The organism is Elusimicrobiota bacterium (assembly GCA_026388155.1).
In the GTDB taxonomy this organism is placed as follows: domain Bacteria; phylum Elusimicrobiota; class Elusimicrobia; order Elusimicrobiales; family UBA9959; genus UBA9634.
This window is the reverse complement of record JAPLKI010000025.1, coordinates 439,926-457,311: the sequence shown is the minus strand read 5'-3', so window position 1 is coordinate 457,311 and position 17,386 is coordinate 439,926. Positions and strand designations below refer to the sequence as shown.

The 17,386-nt window shown below is 51.3% G+C and carries 13 protein-coding genes; 12 read left to right on the top strand and 1 reads right to left on the bottom strand.

Translation table 11 applies throughout. From position 1 onward, the window contains the following. The first annotated feature begins 62 nt into the window (after positions 1-62). From dnaE to dapA, 10 genes are all read left to right on the top strand, one after another. Positions 63-3,602, top strand: a complete 3,540-nt coding sequence (dnaE, locus tag NTX59_14210; GenBank protein ID MCX5786832.1) for a DNA polymerase III subunit alpha — start codon at positions 63-65, stop codon at positions 3,600-3,602. A 192-nt stretch (positions 3,603-3,794) separates the two neighbouring features. Then, positions 3,795-4,547, top strand: a complete 753-nt coding sequence (locus NTX59_14205; GenBank protein ID MCX5786831.1) for a hypothetical protein — start codon at positions 3,795-3,797, stop codon at positions 4,545-4,547. 126 nt (positions 4,548-4,673) lie between these two features. Further along, on the top strand, positions 4,674-5,708 hold the full coding sequence (locus NTX59_14200) for an ATP-dependent 6-phosphofructokinase (protein MCX5786830.1): 1,035 nt from the start codon (positions 4,674-4,676) through the stop codon (positions 5,706-5,708). A 104-nt stretch (positions 5,709-5,812) separates the two neighbouring features. Then, positions 5,813-6,364: a methyl-accepting chemotaxis protein gene (locus NTX59_14195; GenBank protein MCX5786829.1), complete on the top strand. Its 552-nt coding sequence runs from the start codon at positions 5,813-5,815 to the stop codon at positions 6,362-6,364. 6 nt (positions 6,365-6,370) lie between these two features. Beyond that, positions 6,371-7,654: a TolC family protein gene (locus tag NTX59_14190; GenBank protein ID MCX5786828.1), complete on the top strand. Its 1,284-nt coding sequence runs from the start codon at positions 6,371-6,373 to the stop codon at positions 7,652-7,654. Between the two features lie 139 nt (positions 7,655-7,793). After that, positions 7,794-8,747: a patatin-like phospholipase family protein gene (locus tag NTX59_14185; GenBank protein ID MCX5786827.1), complete on the top strand. Its 954-nt coding sequence runs from the start codon at positions 7,794-7,796 to the stop codon at positions 8,745-8,747. Continuing rightward, the gene (locus NTX59_14180) at positions 8,744-9,706 is read left to right on the top strand and encodes a tetratricopeptide repeat protein (protein ID MCX5786826.1); all 963 of its coding nucleotides are present in this window, start codon (positions 8,744-8,746) and stop codon (positions 9,704-9,706) included. Before NTX59_14185 ends, NTX59_14180 begins: the two co-directional genes overlap by 4 nt. Next, the gene (gene dapF / locus NTX59_14175; GenBank protein MCX5786825.1) at positions 9,703-10,521 is read left to right on the top strand and encodes a diaminopimelate epimerase; all 819 of its coding nucleotides are present in this window, start codon (positions 9,703-9,705) and stop codon (positions 10,519-10,521) included. Before NTX59_14180 ends, dapF begins: the two co-directional genes overlap by 4 nt. A gap of 880 nt (positions 10,522-11,401) precedes the next feature. Further along, the gene (locus NTX59_14170) at positions 11,402-13,045 is read left to right on the top strand and encodes a hypothetical protein (GenBank protein ID MCX5786824.1); all 1,644 of its coding nucleotides are present in this window, start codon (positions 11,402-11,404) and stop codon (positions 13,043-13,045) included. Positions 13,046-13,096: 51 nt separating this feature from the next. After that, positions 13,097-13,978, top strand: a complete 882-nt coding sequence (gene dapA, locus NTX59_14165; GenBank protein MCX5786823.1) for a 4-hydroxy-tetrahydrodipicolinate synthase — start codon at positions 13,097-13,099, stop codon at positions 13,976-13,978. A gap of 89 nt (positions 13,979-14,067) precedes the next feature. Here dapA and NTX59_14160 read toward each other — a convergent pair whose 3' ends face one another. Then, entirely contained in the window at positions 14,068-15,387 is a 1,320-nt protein-coding gene (locus NTX59_14160) for an NAD(P)-binding protein (protein ID MCX5786822.1), read from the bottom strand. A 248-nt stretch (positions 15,388-15,635) separates the two neighbouring features. Between NTX59_14160 and NTX59_14155 the strand changes: the two genes are divergently transcribed. Beyond that, positions 15,636-16,445 carry a transketolase gene (locus NTX59_14155; GenBank protein MCX5786821.1) on the top strand — a complete coding sequence of 270 codons (810 nt, stop codon included), beginning with the start codon at positions 15,636-15,638 and terminating at the stop codon, positions 16,443-16,445. Beyond that, complete coding sequence (locus NTX59_14150) at positions 16,442-17,386, top strand: 1-deoxy-D-xylulose-5-phosphate synthase (GenBank protein MCX5786820.1); 945 nt, start codon at positions 16,442-16,444, stop codon at positions 17,384-17,386. Before NTX59_14155 ends, NTX59_14150 begins: the two co-directional genes overlap by 4 nt.

Here is a 17,386-nt window from a genome sequence, read left to right as displayed (position 1 = left end):
CTTCGCTCCTTTTGCTTTTTAGTTTCCGGCCCGTCCTCCTTAATTTATATAATTGTAATCCAATGCAACCGGCTGATTTCATTCATTTGCATAACCATTCGGAATATTCCCTGCTGGACGGGATGCTGCGCATTACCGACGGCGAGGGACACCCCTCCGAATTTTTGAAAACGCTCGCCGATAAAAAAACCCCGGCGCTTGCCATTACCGACCACGGCAATATGTACGGGGCCATGGAGTTTTATTTCACCGCAAAGCCGCTTAACCTGAAACCCATCATAGGCTGCGAAATTTACACCACCCGCGGTTCCAGGCTTACTAAAGACAAAAGTACTACCCGCAGGGATAACGGCCATATGACGGTGCTGGTCAGGGATTTTAAGGGTTATCAGAACCTGATGCGGATGGTTTCAAAAAGCTTCATAGAGGGTTTTTACCACGACCCCAGGGTGGACAACGAATTGCTCTCGCAGCATCACGAGGGGCTGGTTTTTCTCTCCGGCTGCCTCAAGGGCCATGTGGCCAGGGCCTGCGCCGCGGGCAATGTGGATGAGGCCGCCAAAATCGCCTGCGAATATCGCGATATTGTGGGTGCCGGCAATTTTTACCTTGAATTAATGGACCACGGCATACCGGAGGAAACCGAGGCCCTTAAAAATCTCCTTGAGGTGGCCAAAAAAACCGGTCTGCCCGTTGTAGCCACGAACGACTGTCATTACCTTAAAAAAGACGACTGGGAGGCGCATGACGCGCACATCTGCATTTCCACCGGTTCGCAGGTAAGCGATCCAGACCGTATGCGCATGAGCACCCACGAATTATATTTCAAGAGCCAGGAGGAAATGGTAAAGCTTTTTTCCCATACCCCGCAGGCCGTTAAGAACACATTGGAAATAGCGGCGCAGTGCGACCTGAAAGTCGAAACCGGTAAATTGTATCTGCCCGCTTTTCAAATACCGCCTGAGTACGAAAAACACAACGCCGACGGTAAAAATGAAGGAGATTTCCACTATCTAAGGGATTTGTGCGAGGCGGGCCTTAAACGCAAAGTTCCAGGGGCGGGCGAAGCTTACAGGAAACGGCTGGAATATGAGCTGGATGTGATCAGGCGGATGGGGTTTTCAAGCTACTTCCTGATAGTCATGGATTTTATACTCTATGCCAGGGCGAACTCCGTGCCGGTAGGTCCCGGCCGCGGCTCGGGCGCGGGCTCGCTTGTGGCTTTCACTCTTGATATAACCCGCGTTGACCCGCTGGTGAACGGCCTGCTTTTTGAAAGATTTTTAAATCCGGACCGCAAAAGCATGCCCGATCTGGACATTGACTTTGCCGACGACGGCCGCGAAAAGGTGGTGGAATATGTAAGGCAGAAGTACGGCGTCGCCAATGTGGCCAATATCATAACTTACGGCACCATAAAGTCAAAAAGCGCCGTGCGCGATGTGGGGCGGGTGATGGGTATTTCCCTTACGGACGTGAACGCCATCTGTAAGCTTATCCCTGAGGGGGAAACTCTTTATCAGGCCGTAAATACCTCTGTTGAGATGAAAGAATGCGCCCAAAGGGACCCCAAGGTCAAGAAGATGTTTGAAATAGCAGTAAAAATTGAGGGCTTAAGGCGCCATACCGGGGTTCACGCGGCCGGCGTGCTGATAACCAAGGAAGAGCTTGCCAATTATACCCCGCTTTCAAACCGTAACACAAAAAATGTCATTACCAGCCAGTACGACGGCAATATGCTTTCGCGTCTCGGACTGCTGAAGGTGGATTTCCTCGGCCTGCGCACTCTTACAATCATAGAAACCGCCTCAAAACTGATCAAGGACAAAGATAAGGATTTTGATATTTACGCCATAGCTCTTGACGACGAAAAAACCTTTCAGTTACTATGCGACGGCCGTACCACGGGCGTATTTCAGCTGGAATCCGATGGAATGAAAAAATTGATAAAGGGCCTTAAACCCTCCCAGTTCAGCGATGTGTCGGCCCTGGTGGCCCTTTACCGCCCCGGCCCCATACAAAGCGGAATGCTGGACCAGTTTGTCGACCGCAAGCACGGCCGCAAAAAAATAGTTTATGATCATCCGCTGCTCGAGCCGATACTTAAAGACACCTACGGCACCATGGTTTACCAGGAACAGGTGATGGAGATTTCAAAGAGCCTGGGCGGATTCACGCCAGGCGAGGCCGACGGGCTGAGAAAAGCCATGGGAAAAAAGAACGCCGAAGTTATGGAGGAGGCGCGGGCTAAATTTGTTGAAGGCGCCAAAAAAAAGGATATTTCCCAGAAGCTTTCCACTAAAGTTTTTGACCAGATGGCGCAGTTCGCCGGCTATGGTTTTAATAAGTCCCATTCGGTCGCCTACGCCCTGGTGGCCTACCAGACCGCCTGGCTTAAGGCCAATTACCCTGTGGAATATATGTCCGCTATTCTGACCAGCGAAATTGGAAAAAGCCCCATAGGGACCGAAGAGGAAAACAAGCTGGTCACTTATGTGGGCGAAGCCCAGGACATGGGCATAGAGATACTGGGCCCGGACGTTAATTGTTCGGTCGGGACCTTCGCCATGGAGGAGCGTTCCGGCAAGCCGGCCCTGCGCTTCGCCCTTACGGCGGTAAAAAATGTGGGGGAGGGAGTGGTTGAGGCGCTTGTGGCTGAGAGATCAAAAAACGGGCTTTTCAAATCTTTTGAGGAATTCACAATGCGCGCCGACTCAAAACAGCTCAATAAACGGGTAATTGAGTCGCTTGCCAAAGCCGGGGCCTTTGACTGCCTGTTTCCCGCTAAAGAAGCGCCGCTTTCCCGCACCCGCGCTATAGAAGCGATAGATGCTTTTGTGGCCGGCTCCGGCAAGCCGGCCCGGGATGTAAACCAGGATATGCTGTTCGCTCCGCCGGAGCCGCTCGGGTCTACGCCCGAAAAAGGTCATACGCCGCATGTTTTAAGCGAGCACGCCATACTGAAAAATGAAAGGGAGGTGCTGGGCTTTTATTTTTCAGGCCATCCGCTCAACAGTTACCGCCGCCAGATAAGTATGATGGCTAATTCAACCGTGGAAAAGGTTTTAAACGGCGGCTTTGAAGACGGCGCTATGGTGCGCGTGGCCGGCATAGTATCGCAGTTTAAAGCCATGCAGACCAAGAAGGGCGATGCCATGGCCAAACTGGAAATTGAAGATCTTACCGGAAATATAGGGGTATGCCTGTTCCCTAAAAAATACGCCGTTTTCGGTCCGCAGATGTCGCTTAATAAAGTGGTGGTAATCTCCGGCAAGGTGCAAAAATCAAATTTCGGCGAGAACGCTTTTGAACTGATAGCTGAAGAGGCCATGGGCCTTTATGAGGCTATGAACAAGTGGGGCAAAAACCTGCTTGTAAATCTGCCGGAAGGCATGCTTTTTGACGAGAAACAGCTTTCGGAACTTAAAAGCGCCCTTGGCAAAAGCCACGGCTATTGCCCGGTTTATTTAAGGGTGCAGACCAAAGCTAAAAATGCCTACGTGATAGAGACAAATGAAAGAGTCGTTTTCAGCGAGGCCCTTTTCAAGGATATAGAAAAGGTATTGGGAGATAAAACATGGCAGGTGGAAAGCGGATTTTAGTGCGGCAGCGGATTAGGGAATAGCGAATAGCTATAAAAAGCGGTTTATATTTTCTAAAATAGTGACGGGCCCGGTTAAGAACACTCAGTCTGAACCGGGTTAAAAAAACGGCTGTGTGCGGTAAATTATTCGCTCATATTCGCATGTCCGTATTCGGTTTTTGTTGGCAACACAAAAAAGGAAGGTTTTAAAATGAAAAAAATAAAATTAGCGGCGCTCGCTCTTGCGGCGCTTTTTATGTCGGTCTCCCGCGCCGGAGCTGAAAAAAGCAAGAGCGAGGACATGGTTTTGCCGGACACGGAACTGATAGACGCGCCCACCGCGGGCATACTTGACCAGTATGGCTTTATGCTAAAGACAAGGTTCTACTCCGACGGAGGAGTACTGGGCCAGCTTAATTTCGGCGTTCAGGAAAGGCTTAACCTCGGGGTTTCCATGACGGTGGATCGCCTGATAGGATCCGATTCCTCGGTTAAAATGCGTAAGCCGGAAATACGGGTTAAATTCCGCTTTTATGACGGCGGATATTATATACCGGCGTTCGCCGTAGGCTACGAAGGCCAGGGCTATTACTACGACCAGGTGAGCAAGAAATACCTGGAGAAGGGAAAAGGCCTTTACCTGGCGGGTTCAAAGGAAATCGGGGTTCCCAACCTGATGGCGCACGGGGGGTTCAATATTTCCGATTTTGACAAGAACTATGTTTTAGGATTTATCGGGGCGAGTTACACCCTGGAGGACAAGATCGCCTTCCTGCTTGAATACGACAACCTCTTTCATTCGCCCGATCCGTCCAGGCTTAATGTCGGGACCAGGATTTATATTACGCCTTATTTTCAGCTTGACCTGGCGGTGCGCGAACTTGGCAAAAACGGGTCTTTTAGCAACGGAGGCCCGCGAAAGCCGGAGCGCATAGTACAGATGAGATATAGCGCTAATTTCTAAAGATGCCATACGCATAAAGGCTGCCATAAGCTTTAAGCCATATGCCATATGCTTTTTAGGAGTTTCCCTATAGCTTATGGCCTATGGCATATGGCAAACGAAAACAGTTTTAAGGAGAAAAAATATATGTCTAAAAAAATCGGGATTTTAACGGGCGGGGGGGATTGCCCCGGGCTTAACCCGGCCATCCGCGGCTGCGTGTACGCGGCCGAGAAATACGGCTACACGTGCATAGGCATCACCGACGGCTGGAAAGGGCTGGTGGAAGGCCTTACCATGCCTTTAAACAAGGAATTGGTCGAATATATTATCGGCAAGGGCGGGACCATCCTTGGCACTTCACGCACCAATCCCTTTAAAAAAGAGGAAAACGTTAAAAGCTGCCTTGAGAATTTCAAGAAACTTGACCTTCATGCTTTGGTCGCTATGGGCGGCGAAGATACTCTTGGCGTGGCCACTCGTTTTTACAAGGAGCATAAGCTGAACGTGGTGGGTGTGCCGAAGACCATGGACAACGATCTTAACGCCACCGATTACACTTTCGGTTTTGACACTTCAGCCACCAAGTCCATGGAGGCCGCCGAGGCCCTTATTGACACGGGCCGCAGCCACCGCCGGGTGATGGTTCTTGAGGTTATGGGCCGCCACGCCGGCTGGGTGGCGCTGTTTACCGCCATGGCCGCTTCGGCCGATTATGTATGTATACCCGAGAAGAAAACAAACCCGGCTGACATCGTGGCCAGGATCAAGGAAGTTTACGCGCGCAAACACTTCGCCCTGGTGGTAACAAGCGAGGCCTCCGAGCTTGAAGAAGCGGGTGAAAACGCGGCCATGCGCGAGCTTGACCAGTTCGGCCACCTGATCTTACGGGACCGCGGCATGGGCGAGCGCATAGCGGGCTTTATAGAAAAACAGACCGGCATAGAAACCCGCTCCGCCGTTATCGGCCACATGCAGCGCGGCGGTTCACCCACTCTGTTTGACAGGATGCTGGCCACCCGGGTGGGAGTTAAAGCGGCACAATTGGTGCGCGACGGTAAATTCGGCATGATGAGCGCGCTTGTGGGCAACACGATAGTGGGTGTTTCGCTTGAAAAAGCCACAGGCGAGCTGAAGACCGTTTCAAAAGAGTGGCTTGAACTGATGGAAGTGCTTTTCTAACTGCCATAAGCCATAAGCCGTATGCCATAGGCTATTTAAGAAAATTCCTTAAAGCTTATGGCGTATGGCTTAAAGCATATGGCGCACAATTATAAGGAGCTTTTATGACTGAAAATACCCAGGCAAAACCGGCGCAGCAGTTCCAGCGCAAGACCATAATGATAAAAAAGGGCCTGCAGTACCGCTATATGGCCCTTATATTTTTCAGCGTGTTCATAGCTTTTATTATAGCGGGGCTTGACATACTGTGGACCGTGTCAAAGGTGGTGGGAGAACATCCCATGATGATACCGCTGCTTGATGAGCTGTCCTCAACAGTGCCGCTTTTCGCCATAAAGTTAGTGATGTTCATGGTGATAGTGCTTATAGTGTCGGCGGTCATTTCTCACCGCATGGCGGGGCCTATCTTTAAGTTCGAAAAAAGCTGCGCCACAGTGGCCGGCGGGGACCTTACGCACAGGGTGTATTTAAGGAAAGGTGATCAGCTTACGGACCTGCAGGACCAGTTTAACAACATGGTAAAAGCCGTGCACGAAACAACCCGCGCCCTGGACGAATTCAGCAAGGAAGCCTCGCTCGCTCATCCGGACCTGGGGCCTAAGGCCGAGGCGCTCTCAAAAAAAATCCTGGAGATAATGCCGAATTATAAGATTTAAGGGTTCATGCCAAAAAAGATGCGGGTTGTTCTTATAGCGTTGTTCTTTCCGGCTGTGGTTTTTGCCCAGCGCGCTCAGGATACTTTGACCCTGGACGAAGTCATAAGGCTTACCGTAAAAAACAATCCGGCCGTTTTGGCGGCCGAACAGGGCATTATCATCGCCAGACAGCGCGTGCACGAAGCGCGCTTTCTTAACCTGCCTCAATTTTCCCTTTCCGGCACTTTCAGCCGGGTTAACCTTGAATATCCCACGGTGCTGGGTCCGGAGCTGGGAGACCGCTATCTTGCCGCCGATGTGAACGACAATTTTTACACCCTCAGGGCTTATGCCCTTCAGCCGCTCTATACCGGCGGGCGCAATACCAGTACCGTGCGCTTGGCCCAAACCGCTCATAATCAGGCCAAGGTCGATTATGAAACAGTCAAAAATGACGCTATTTTTAACGCCAAAATGACTTTTTACTCGGTGCTTTACAACAAGGCGCTTAACGCCTGCGCGGTGCGCTGTTTTGCCAGGGCAGAAACGCTTGCGGCGGGCCTGAAAAAAGACTCCTTTGAAAATATTGAAGTGGAACTGGCCCTTGTCAGACTGCGTTCCGAACTTGAATTGTCCCAAAAAAACCTTGAATCCGCCGGCGCCGCGTTGGTAAAGCTGTTGAACCGTGAACCCGGTTATCAGGTGGAGATCACCGGGGAATTTGTTCTTCAGCCGGTAAATGAGAGCGTCACTAAAAGTCTGGTAACGGCTATGGAATCCCGTTCCGAGATGAAGAGTGAAATTTATAAGGCGCAGATGGACGATATAGCCGTAAACATGGCGCTGTTCCGGCGCAACCCTAATATTTATCTGGGGGCAAGCTACGATGTTATAGGCTACAAGACCGCCATCCCGGGCGGCGCCATAAAGTCCAACAATTGGATGGCTTCCGTAGGTATAAATTTTCCGCTTTCCTACGATATCTGGACCCAGGTCCTGCAAAAAAAAGCCCAGCAGCGTCAGGGGGATCTAAAAAGGGTGGAACTGCAGGATAATATACGCTTTGAGATAACAAGCGCCTATAAAGACCTTGAGTTCTGGCAGAAAGAGGCGCAGGACCGCAAGGCGGTTTTTGAGCGCCTTGATGCGGAGTATGAAACGGCTATGCGGAACAATAAAGCGTCGATGGGCGCCCTGCGGTCACTTTGCCCGTTATGCGATTTTGAAAAAAAATATTTCGAGAGTGTTTACAACCAGCTGCTTGCGAGAATAAAACTTGAGTGGGCCCAGGGGCATGATCTGGAGAAATAGCAAAAGGAGCAAAGCTCCTTTTGCAGTCACAAGTCAAGGGAAAGTCTCAAGTCACAAGCAACAGATAAAAAGAAAAATCTTAAGTTTCAGCGTTTTTTCGCTTGAGACCTGCGACTTTTGACTTGCAACTAACCTGCCTATGCGTTTTTCACTATTAATATCATTTTTCTGTGCCGCGCTGACCCTCGCACCGGTATGCGCGCGCGCACAGGAAAGCGACGACGACATACTGCGCGGAGCGCTTTGGACCAAACTTATTGTTTCAAAACCGCCTAGCCGCCCCAGAGTGGGGCTCGCGCTGTCGGGCGGCGGAGCCAGGGGCTTTGCCCACGCGGGCCTGCTTGAGGTCCTGGGATACGCGGGGTTCCCCATTGACATGGTTTCAGGTACCTCCATGGGGGCTGTTATCGGCTCTCTTTACGCGAACGGCATGAGCGTTGAGGAAATATGGAAGTTCGGGCTTGAGGCCTCCCAATCCAAGGTTTCGCGCGACTTTAAGGGGATCAAGCTGCTTCGGCTGCTGCTTACCGACAAGCTGATCACCCCCACCTATATTGAACGTTTCATAGACACGCGTCTTGGAGACTTGAGTTTTGAAAAATTAAAACTCCCCTTTGCCTGCGTGGCCATGGATTTAAGGACCGGCGAAAAAATAATTTTTACCGAAGGGGAACTGGCGCCCGCGGTGCGCGCAAGCGTCAACCTGCCCGGCATTTTCGCGCCGGTGCAATACCGCCAGCGCTACCTGGTGGACGGCGGCGTGGTGGATTTTATCCCGATAGACGCGGCGCGCGGGCTTGGAGCCGACTGGGTGCTGGCGAGCGTGACGGAAAGTCTGCCGGGCGAAATGCCCGGGAACGTGCTTTTGTCGCTTTTGCAGGTTATAGATATACGCGGCTCGATGCTGGCCAGAAATTCAGAGAAGGACGCCGATTTTCTTATAAAGCCCGAGGTGGAAGGGATACAGGTGGCTGATTTTGAGAAATGCGCCCAGGCAGGCGACGCGGGAGTTATTGAGGCTTCAAGGCGGCTTGAGAAAGCCGAGGAATCGCTGCTTGCCAGTTCCGTCCCGCTGTTACTGGCCAAACCATGAGAAAGATCATTCTGCTGCTTTTGTTGACATTTTTGCCGGCTGAGGTTTTTTGCTTTTTTTTCAGCAGGGGACCGGACAAAACCCCCGAAATGTTCGAGGCTATACGAGGTGATTTTGAAAACGGCAACTGCGCATCTGTCCTTGATAAGGCCGACGCTTTCCTGAAAGAGGGGCCTTCCGCGGAACTTAAGGAGACCGCCTACCAATACATGGGCCGCTGTTACGAACGCGAGGGGCTTGCCGACAAGGCCATAAGCTTATATAACCTGGCCTCCGGGCTTTATCCTGAAAATTTCTTTTTTGCCGCGCGTCTTGCCGGCATATACCTGGATACGGGTTTTTATGAAAATGCCGTAACGCTTTTTACAAAAATCCTCGCAGTCCGTTCCGACGATCTGGAAGCGAATCTGGGCCTGGCCAGAGCTTACTCAAGGCTCGGGTTTCTCGCCAGGGCAAAGACTCATTATTCCATAGCCGTTGCGCTCACTGATTTCGGCGATCCGGCTGTGCTCGCGGAATACGCTTCGGTGATGATTCAAAAGCGGGATTGGCCGGAAGTCATAATGCTGACCGAAAAGGGGCGGGCATCCGAACCCGCAAACGCTTTCTGGCCGCGGACGCTTGCACGGGTTCAGGCGGGCAAAGGCGACTATAAGAAAGCCTGGGCTTACATGAATTCCGCGCTCAAGCTTTCTCCTGAAAACCGCCCCCTGGCGCTTGAAAGGGCGTTGTATTTGCTTTTATCCGGCAATACCGAAGCGGCAGGTACCGAGGCTGACATAGCGCTTGCCAAGGTTTCAAAAGATCCGTTGGCTTCGCTTATAAAAGCCATGGCGTTTTTTAAAGAAGGAAAAAACGACCAGGCACGCGGCTTCTTTGAGCTGGCCGCCCGGAACGGAGAGCCCTTTACGGCGCAGATAGCGGAGGCTTTTCTTAAAGCCGCAGGTGCGAAGAAATGAAACTTGATTTTTTTAAAATGTCCGGCGCGGGAAATGATTTTGTGCTGCTGACAGGCCCCGCACTTTTTCCCAAAAAGGGCCAAAGTGAGGGGTTTAAAAAGCTGGCCGTTAAACTTTGCGCCGTAAAAACCGCCGTCGGGGCCGACGGGCTTTTGTATGTAAATAAGTCGGGGCCCGGCGTCATAAACATGCGCTACTTTAACTCGGACGGTTCCGAGACCTTCTGCGGTAACGGCTCGCGCTGTGCGGCCTGGTGGGCTTACGCATCGGGTCTGATAAAAAATAAAAAATTTCTGCTTAAAAGCGTAAGCGGCTGCCTGCCGGTTGAAATAGTTTCTCTTGAAACCGTAAAAATGCGCATGCCCGATGTGGAGGCGGTATCGCTTTTCCATAAAGGCGTATGGCCGCATCCGCTCAAAGCGGTCCATTTTTTAAACACCGGAGTTCCGCACGCGGTGGCCGTGGTGAAAAACCTGAAAACGCTGGATGTGGCGGCGCTGGGACGCTTAATGCGCCATCACAAAGCCTTCGGCAAAGCCGGGACTAATGTGGATTTCGTCCGTGTGGAAAATGGGGTTGTAAAAATACGCACCTATGAACGCGGAGTTGAAGCGGAAACGCTCGCCTGCGGCACCGGAATTACAGCCTCAGCCATAGCGTTCGGGCTTTGCGAAGGTCTGCGCTCCCCGGTGAAAATCACCTCAAAAAGCGGTGAAAGATTTAAAGTGTGGTACAAACCATCCGGAGGGCGGGTTACGGACATATACATACAAGGCCCGGCAAAAATAATTTTTAAGGGAACAATAGAAATTTGATGAAGTAACGCCGGCTGGTTGGCTTTAGGTAATAGCGCCGCAGGATAGCCCGGTCGGGTCGCCGGGGAAACCACATAAAAATTTGATAAAAACACTCTGCTTTTTGCGGTATAGATAAGATGGTGGAAGGGGGAACGCTTTTTGTGTTTTTTTAGGAGGTTGAAGGTGTCAGGTAACAGGGGAAAACTAACGATAGCCGGGCTTATGTTTACTACAGATCCGAAAAAAGCTGATCGTTGCTTTTTTTGAGAGATCGGTTTAGGCGGACAATCCGGCCACATTACGGAAATGTATTCTAAACGGATGCTTATCGTAAAGCTTTAGCGGAACTTCCGGTTTAGAAGGAAAAATATTGATTATGAAGAAGGCTCTTTTTCAAATTAGTCATCTGTTCTACGCTCAGATTCTTATGTCGCTTTTAGGCCTATCTGTGCTTATTTGGAAGATGGGCGACCTCTTGAAAAAATACCTTTTTGCGGACTCTGCTTACGCTATTAAAAAGTGGGCGGTTCTTTTTTATCATCCGTATGAGGCGAATTTGCTCAACTATATGCTCTTTTCAGTCGTTTTTGGAATTTTTGCCCTGGTAATATATTGCCTCCCATCGGATTATTTTAAGAAAATCGGCGCCAGAGTGGAGGGCGTGTCAAAACGCACCGTCTATTATCTGCTTGGCGTTTCCGTTATCATTGTCGCCGGTTATGTTCTGCCCTTTAAGAGCCATAAACTTTGGATCTCGGCTTCTTTCCTCGTTTTTGCTCCGGCGGGCTATTTTGTTCCGGTATCCTATTGTAAAAAACTCTTATTTCCTGCTGTGGTGCTTTTATTTTTGTTCGTTTCCTTGGAACCCATCCTTTTTTTTATCGGTCCCGCGCGATTAATGAATGAATATCCTGAGTTATTCAGCGAAACACTGGTTGATGGTGAGTATGTGAGGAATGATGCCTTTCTCTCCAAAATCTCGGCAACTCAGAGAGATGTCTTTATAAAGAAATTTGTCACGGACAACTCATTTGAGCGATCCCACCAGGTTATGGGTAGGGGGCAACTTAACCATGTCGGGCATATATTGAATACCGCCAATGAGTATGCCATGGGGAAACCGCTGTCAACAATCTTTATGCAATATGGAGTCGGTAATACTCTGCTTTTCAAGTGGACAATGGATATCTTCGGCGGCGTCTCGTTCCAGAATTATTATAAGTGCTATATTTATTATCCAATTTACTATTTTGCCTTCCTGATAATGCTGTATTTTGTGTTTAAAGACGCTTTATACGTATTCCTGGGATTTTCCGCAGTTGCTTTTATGCATTTCTTTTACAACTATATTCCGCTATATTTTGCCCCGGGGCTGATTCCGACAATACATTTCTTTGACGTTTTTCTGATTTTGAGTATGTTTGCCTTTTTCATCGGAAGGGCACGTGGATGTTCCTTGCTTTGTTCTTTATTATTCGTTTCCCTTGGCATATTAATGAACCGGCAATTCGGGGCAATGCTGGCCCTGGCCTGGATTGTGACGCTTGCCGTATATGCGTTTGAAAACCGCAGCGCTACGAAGAAATATCTTATGGTAATCCTGCCGGCCGCGCTTTTGGCCCCGGTTTTCTTGCTGGCGACTAAGTTTGCCGGGACAACATCAGAAAACATGCTTAGAACATATTTTTCCGGTCTTTATTCCTGGGCGCCGTCCCCGGTTCTGGTCATGTTTACGATTATATATTTCATACTTTCTTACGGCTTTTTAATTCTAATCAGAACGACCAGAAGTCATCTGAAATATCTCTATCTATTATCGTTCGTATACTCACAGGGATTATTCGTCTATTTTTATTGGGCGGGGTTGGTTAATCATTTCCCGATAGTTATCCCATATATCGTTTTTCAACTCATACTCGCTATAAAAATAATGGAAAACCATGAGTCTCCTCTTTATTTGCGGAAAATTATTCATAACCTAAAGCCGATGCTGCTGATTATTGCTTTGGTTTCCGTCGCCGTTGCGGCTTCTGCTTTTTATTCCAGCACGTTCGGCAAGAAAACAGTTTCAAGGAACTTCGTCTCTCACCGATGCTTCGAATGGAAATTTAAGAACGCCAGACTGATCTCGACTATCAACCCCGCAATATTTAATGACGCCGCCGGATTAATAAATAAATACGCCGATAGCCGCGGGATCTATATAATTTCCAAATTTGACGCCATCCTGCCTTTTGTAAGCGGTCGCTATAGCATGATGCCGCATTTCGAGCTGAATTGGTTCGTGATCGATGACGACAAGTGTGCGCAAGTAGTTAAGAAGTTCAAAGAAGGGCGGCCCCGATATATTTTTGTGGATTCCGATATGAATTCTCTGGGGAAAGATCCTATGGCTGGACTTGATCCTGAAGGGACGGCAATAGAGAGAGTGTCCAGATTGGGAAGACTAAACGAACTTAAAAAGATATTTCATGAGGTTTCACGCGGCTATCGATTGGTGGAGAAGGGAGAATTGGTTTCCGTATATGAAAAAGTAATTTAGCCTGTCGTGTGTAACTGGGTTTATGTTTACTACAGATAAAGGAGAAACATCATGCTTCAGCTGAAAGGTTGTTTTACGGCTATAGTAACTCCGTTTAAAAACGGCGGGATTGACCGGGAGGCTCTGAAAAAAATCGTGAAGTTCCAGCTTAAAGGCGGCGTCTCTGGCCTGGTGCCCTGCGGTTCCACCGGCGAGGCGGCCACTCTTACTCCCGAGGAATACCTTGAAGTTATAAAACTGGCGGTGGAAGAGGCGGGGGGAAAAGTGCCGGTGGTGCCCGGCGTTGGCACCAATTCCACGGCAAAATCCGTTGAAATGGTGAAAAAAGTTTCCACTCTCGGGGTGAACGGACTTCTTGCCGTTGTGCCCTATTACAATAAGCCCACGCAGGACGGCATGATAGCGCATTTTTCTGAATTGGCCCGCGCCACCCGCCTGTCCATGATCCTTTACAATATCCCCGGGCGTACAGGTGTGAACATGCTGCCGGCGACCGTGCTGGCATTAAGAAAGAAATTCTCAAACATCATCGGAATTAAAGAGGCGTCCGGCAATCTTGACCAGGTGAGCGAAATAGTAAATATTCTTGATAGGGATTTCGCGGTTATGAGCGGGGACGATTCCCTTACGCTTCCTATGATGTCCGTGGGGGCGCGCGGAGTTATTTCGGTGGTTTCAAATATCGCCCCCGCCGAAACCGCAAAAATGTGCGACCTGTTCCTTAAAGGCGGGACCGACACGGCGGCAAAGATGCATCACGCGCTGTTTCCGCTGATCAAAACGCTGTTTATTGAAACCAACCCCATCCCGGTAAAATACGCGGCTTCTCTTTTAGGGCTTTGCGGTTATGAGCCGCGCCTGCCGCTCACTCCGCTTACAGAAAAGAGCCGCTATGCCCTGAAGAAAGCCATGGTGGAAGCCGGTTTGCTCTAACAGCGGTAATCAGTAGGCGGTAATCGGTAACCGGTATAAACAGCCTGGGTAAACAAAAAAACTCTGTGCCCTTACCTTTTTCCGCTTTGTTACCGGTTACCTAGTATTTTCTCCGCCGCTTCCAGGCCTTCTTTTACGCTTTCTTCCATGAATGAATATTTCCAGGCGCCGTAGCGGCCTATGGAGGAGGCTTTATTGGCCTTAAGCCAGTCAAAAATCACGGGCAGCGCTTCGGTTCTTTCCCTGTTATAAATCACATAGGCGCAGGGTATTTTAAGCCAGAGTTTTTCAACGATCTGGCCGGAATTTTCTATAAGGCCGCAGGCCTTAAGTCCGTTTATTACTTCCGTTTCGGCGGAGGCCAGGTTCAGCGCCCGGCCGTCGGTGGCTATTTCAATATAGAAAGAGGCGCAGCCGGCCGGCGCAAGTTTTTTTGAAAAATTGCTGGCTATGCCGGCCCGGTAAAAGGGGAAGCGGGCTTCGGGGAAATATCCCCAGTGCATGTCTGACCTTACGCCTTTGACCCCAAGGTTCAGCACGTAAACAGTATTGTGGCGCAAGGCGGCCGCCGCCCGCTTTACCGCGGCTGGAGCGTCCTCAGTTCTGCCGATAAATTCATTCAGCGGAGTTGTGTTTATCAGGTGTTTAAAATTAACCGGGCCGAAATGGCGGATATTTGCCACGCGTTTTTTAAGGTTAAGACTATCAATCTCAAGCCCCAGGCGCAGGCCGCCGGCTATCAGGGCCATAGCGTTGGCCAGCGCCCCTATGCCGCCGCGTTTCGGATAATGAAAAACGGTGTTGTAGCCCAGGCCGTCGCGCCGTTTTCCGTAGGCGCCCTCAAGCACTTCTTCAGGTTTGGGCACCGGCACGAAAGGCGCGCACCATTCGGTGGTAAGGCGCTCCAGCGGGTATTGCCAGAGCTTGGCGTTGTAAGGCAGCATGAAATGTTTTGAAATCCCGTCTCCGAAAACCCTTCTGCTCCAGCGGCTGAATACTTCCGGGCTTTTCTGCGTATGGCCTATGGCGTATGGCCTATGGCTGTTGTTGTACGCCGCAAGGAATCCTCCCACGCATTCGCTTTTTACTTTATACGGCATGCCGGACAGGTTCACCTGGAAGGGATACGGCGTCCAGTTTTTGTGGGCGTAAATACGGGCGTCGCGTTTTATACGGGAGCAATTGCCCTTAAGCGCGTCCAGTATCAGGGCCGCGGTTTTTGGCCAGCGCAGGTGCAGCAGGTGGCCGGAATAATCAAAATGGAACCCGCCTTTTTTTACCGTGGCGGCAAGGCCGCCCGGGCGATTCTCGCGTTCGGCTGCTATGTAACTTTTTTTGCCTTCCAGCGCCCCGGCCGCGGAGAGGCCGGCAAGCCCGCCGCCGATTATTAGAACGTCAGTTTCCAGCATGTGAAAATATTATAGCAATAGAGCGGCGCCTTTTTCCTTTTGCCCCGACTATAGGGAAAGGTTGATATGGTGGGCTTGAATTTAGTCTAATGAAGTGAGTTAAGGCGCTGGAGGATGGCGATCCCGCGCGCTTTTGCTTTAGCCCGAAAGTTGCAGTTAACTGCAACTTTCGCCCTTCGGGCGAATCCTTCAACTGAAGGATTCGGGTCAGCGTATTTGCGCCGGCAAAAATTCCCCCGGCAGGGTTTATGGCTGACAACTCACTTCCTATAACTTCTTACTCCGTAAGAAAAATAATTCTTGAACGATCATGGCGCGCGAAAGTGGGGCATATCGGCTCGGCCCTTTCCGTGGCCGATATAATAGCGGCGCTTTATTCCGGGGTGATCAAAGCTGAAAAGACCAAGAGCCCGGAGCGCGACCGCTTTGTGCTTTCAAAAGGCCACGCCGCCCTTGCGCTTTACGCCGCGCTTCACCTTAAGGGTTTTATCTCGCGCGATGAACTGGAGACGTTCTGCGGCGACGGGTCCGCGCTCGGAGTACACCCGGAAAGTTCCCTCGGGTGCGTAGATTTTTCCACCGGCGCGCTGGGGCAGGGTCTGTCTATGGCGGCGGGCGCAGCCCTGGCCGCGCGCCTTCAGAATTCCCGGCGAAGGGTTTTCGCGCTGCTGAGCGACGGGGAATGCAACGAGGGCGCGGTCTGGGAAGCCGCCATGTTCGCGGCCCATCACAAGCTTTCAAACCTGACAGCCATTATTGACCTCAACGGCCAGCAGGCTTTCGGCTACACTGAGGAAGTCCTCTCCATGTCGCCGATGGCCGGGCGTTGGCGGGCTTTCAACTGGGACGTGCGCGAAGTGGATGGTCATGACATAAAAGCCCTGCAGGCCGTCCTGTCCTCTCCCGCATCCGAAAACGGCAAGCCGCGCATGGTAGTGGCGCGCACCGTTTTCGGCAAGGGCGTGCCTTTCATGGAAAGCAAGATCAAGTGGCATTACTGGCCCATGTCGGAAGAAGAATACCGGCTGGCGCTGGCCGCTATTGAAAAACTGAAATGAGAAAAGTTTTTATTGACACACTGGTGGAACTGGCGGAAAAGGACCCGCGCGTGCTGCTGCTGACCGGGGATATCGGATACCTTGCACTTGAGCCGTTCGCGGACAAATTCCCGGGCCGGTATTTTAACGGCGGCGTGGCGGAGCAGAATCTGGTGGGCGTGGCCACGGGGCTGGCGGAGGCGGGCTTTGTGCCTTTTGTCTATTCCATAGCCACTTTTTCCGCGCTCAGACCCTACGATTTTATACGCAACGGCCCTGCGCTGCACCGCCTGCCGGTGCGCATCGTCGGAGTCGGCGGCGGCTTTGAATACGGGCATAACGGCATAACGCATTACGCCGTGGAGGATGTCGCGGTTATGAGAACGCAGCCGGGGATTACGGTCATTTCCCCGGCCGACAACGGGCAGGCGCGTTCCGCCCTGCTCGCAACGTGGGACATCCCCGGGCCTGTGTATTACCGGCTCGGTAAAGACGCCAAAACGATAGTGCCGGGGCTCGACGGGCGTTTTGAGCGCGGGCGCGCGCAGATAGTGGCCGAAGGCGGCGACCTGCTTATCCTGGCTATGGGCAGCATAGCGAAAGAGGCCGCCGGCGCAGCCGAAATACTGCGCGCGAAAGGCCTCGCCTGCACGGTGGCCGTGGTGGCCGAGGCGAACCCGGCCCCGGTTGACGACTTGGCCGGGCTGCTGGGGAAATTTAAAGCCGCGATGACCGTGGAAGCGCATTACATAAACGGAGCCCTGGGCTCTATCGCGGCGGAGGTTATAGCGGAGCACGGGCTGTCCTGCAGGCTTGCCAGATGCGGCATCAGGACGATGCCGGCTGGTTTCTCCGGCAGCGAAGAATACATGAACCGCGCCTGCGGATTGGACCGCGTGTCGCTGGCGGAGACCGCGCTTAAGCTCGCCCGGGAAAGCGCCTTTGGCGGAGCGGAAAAATGA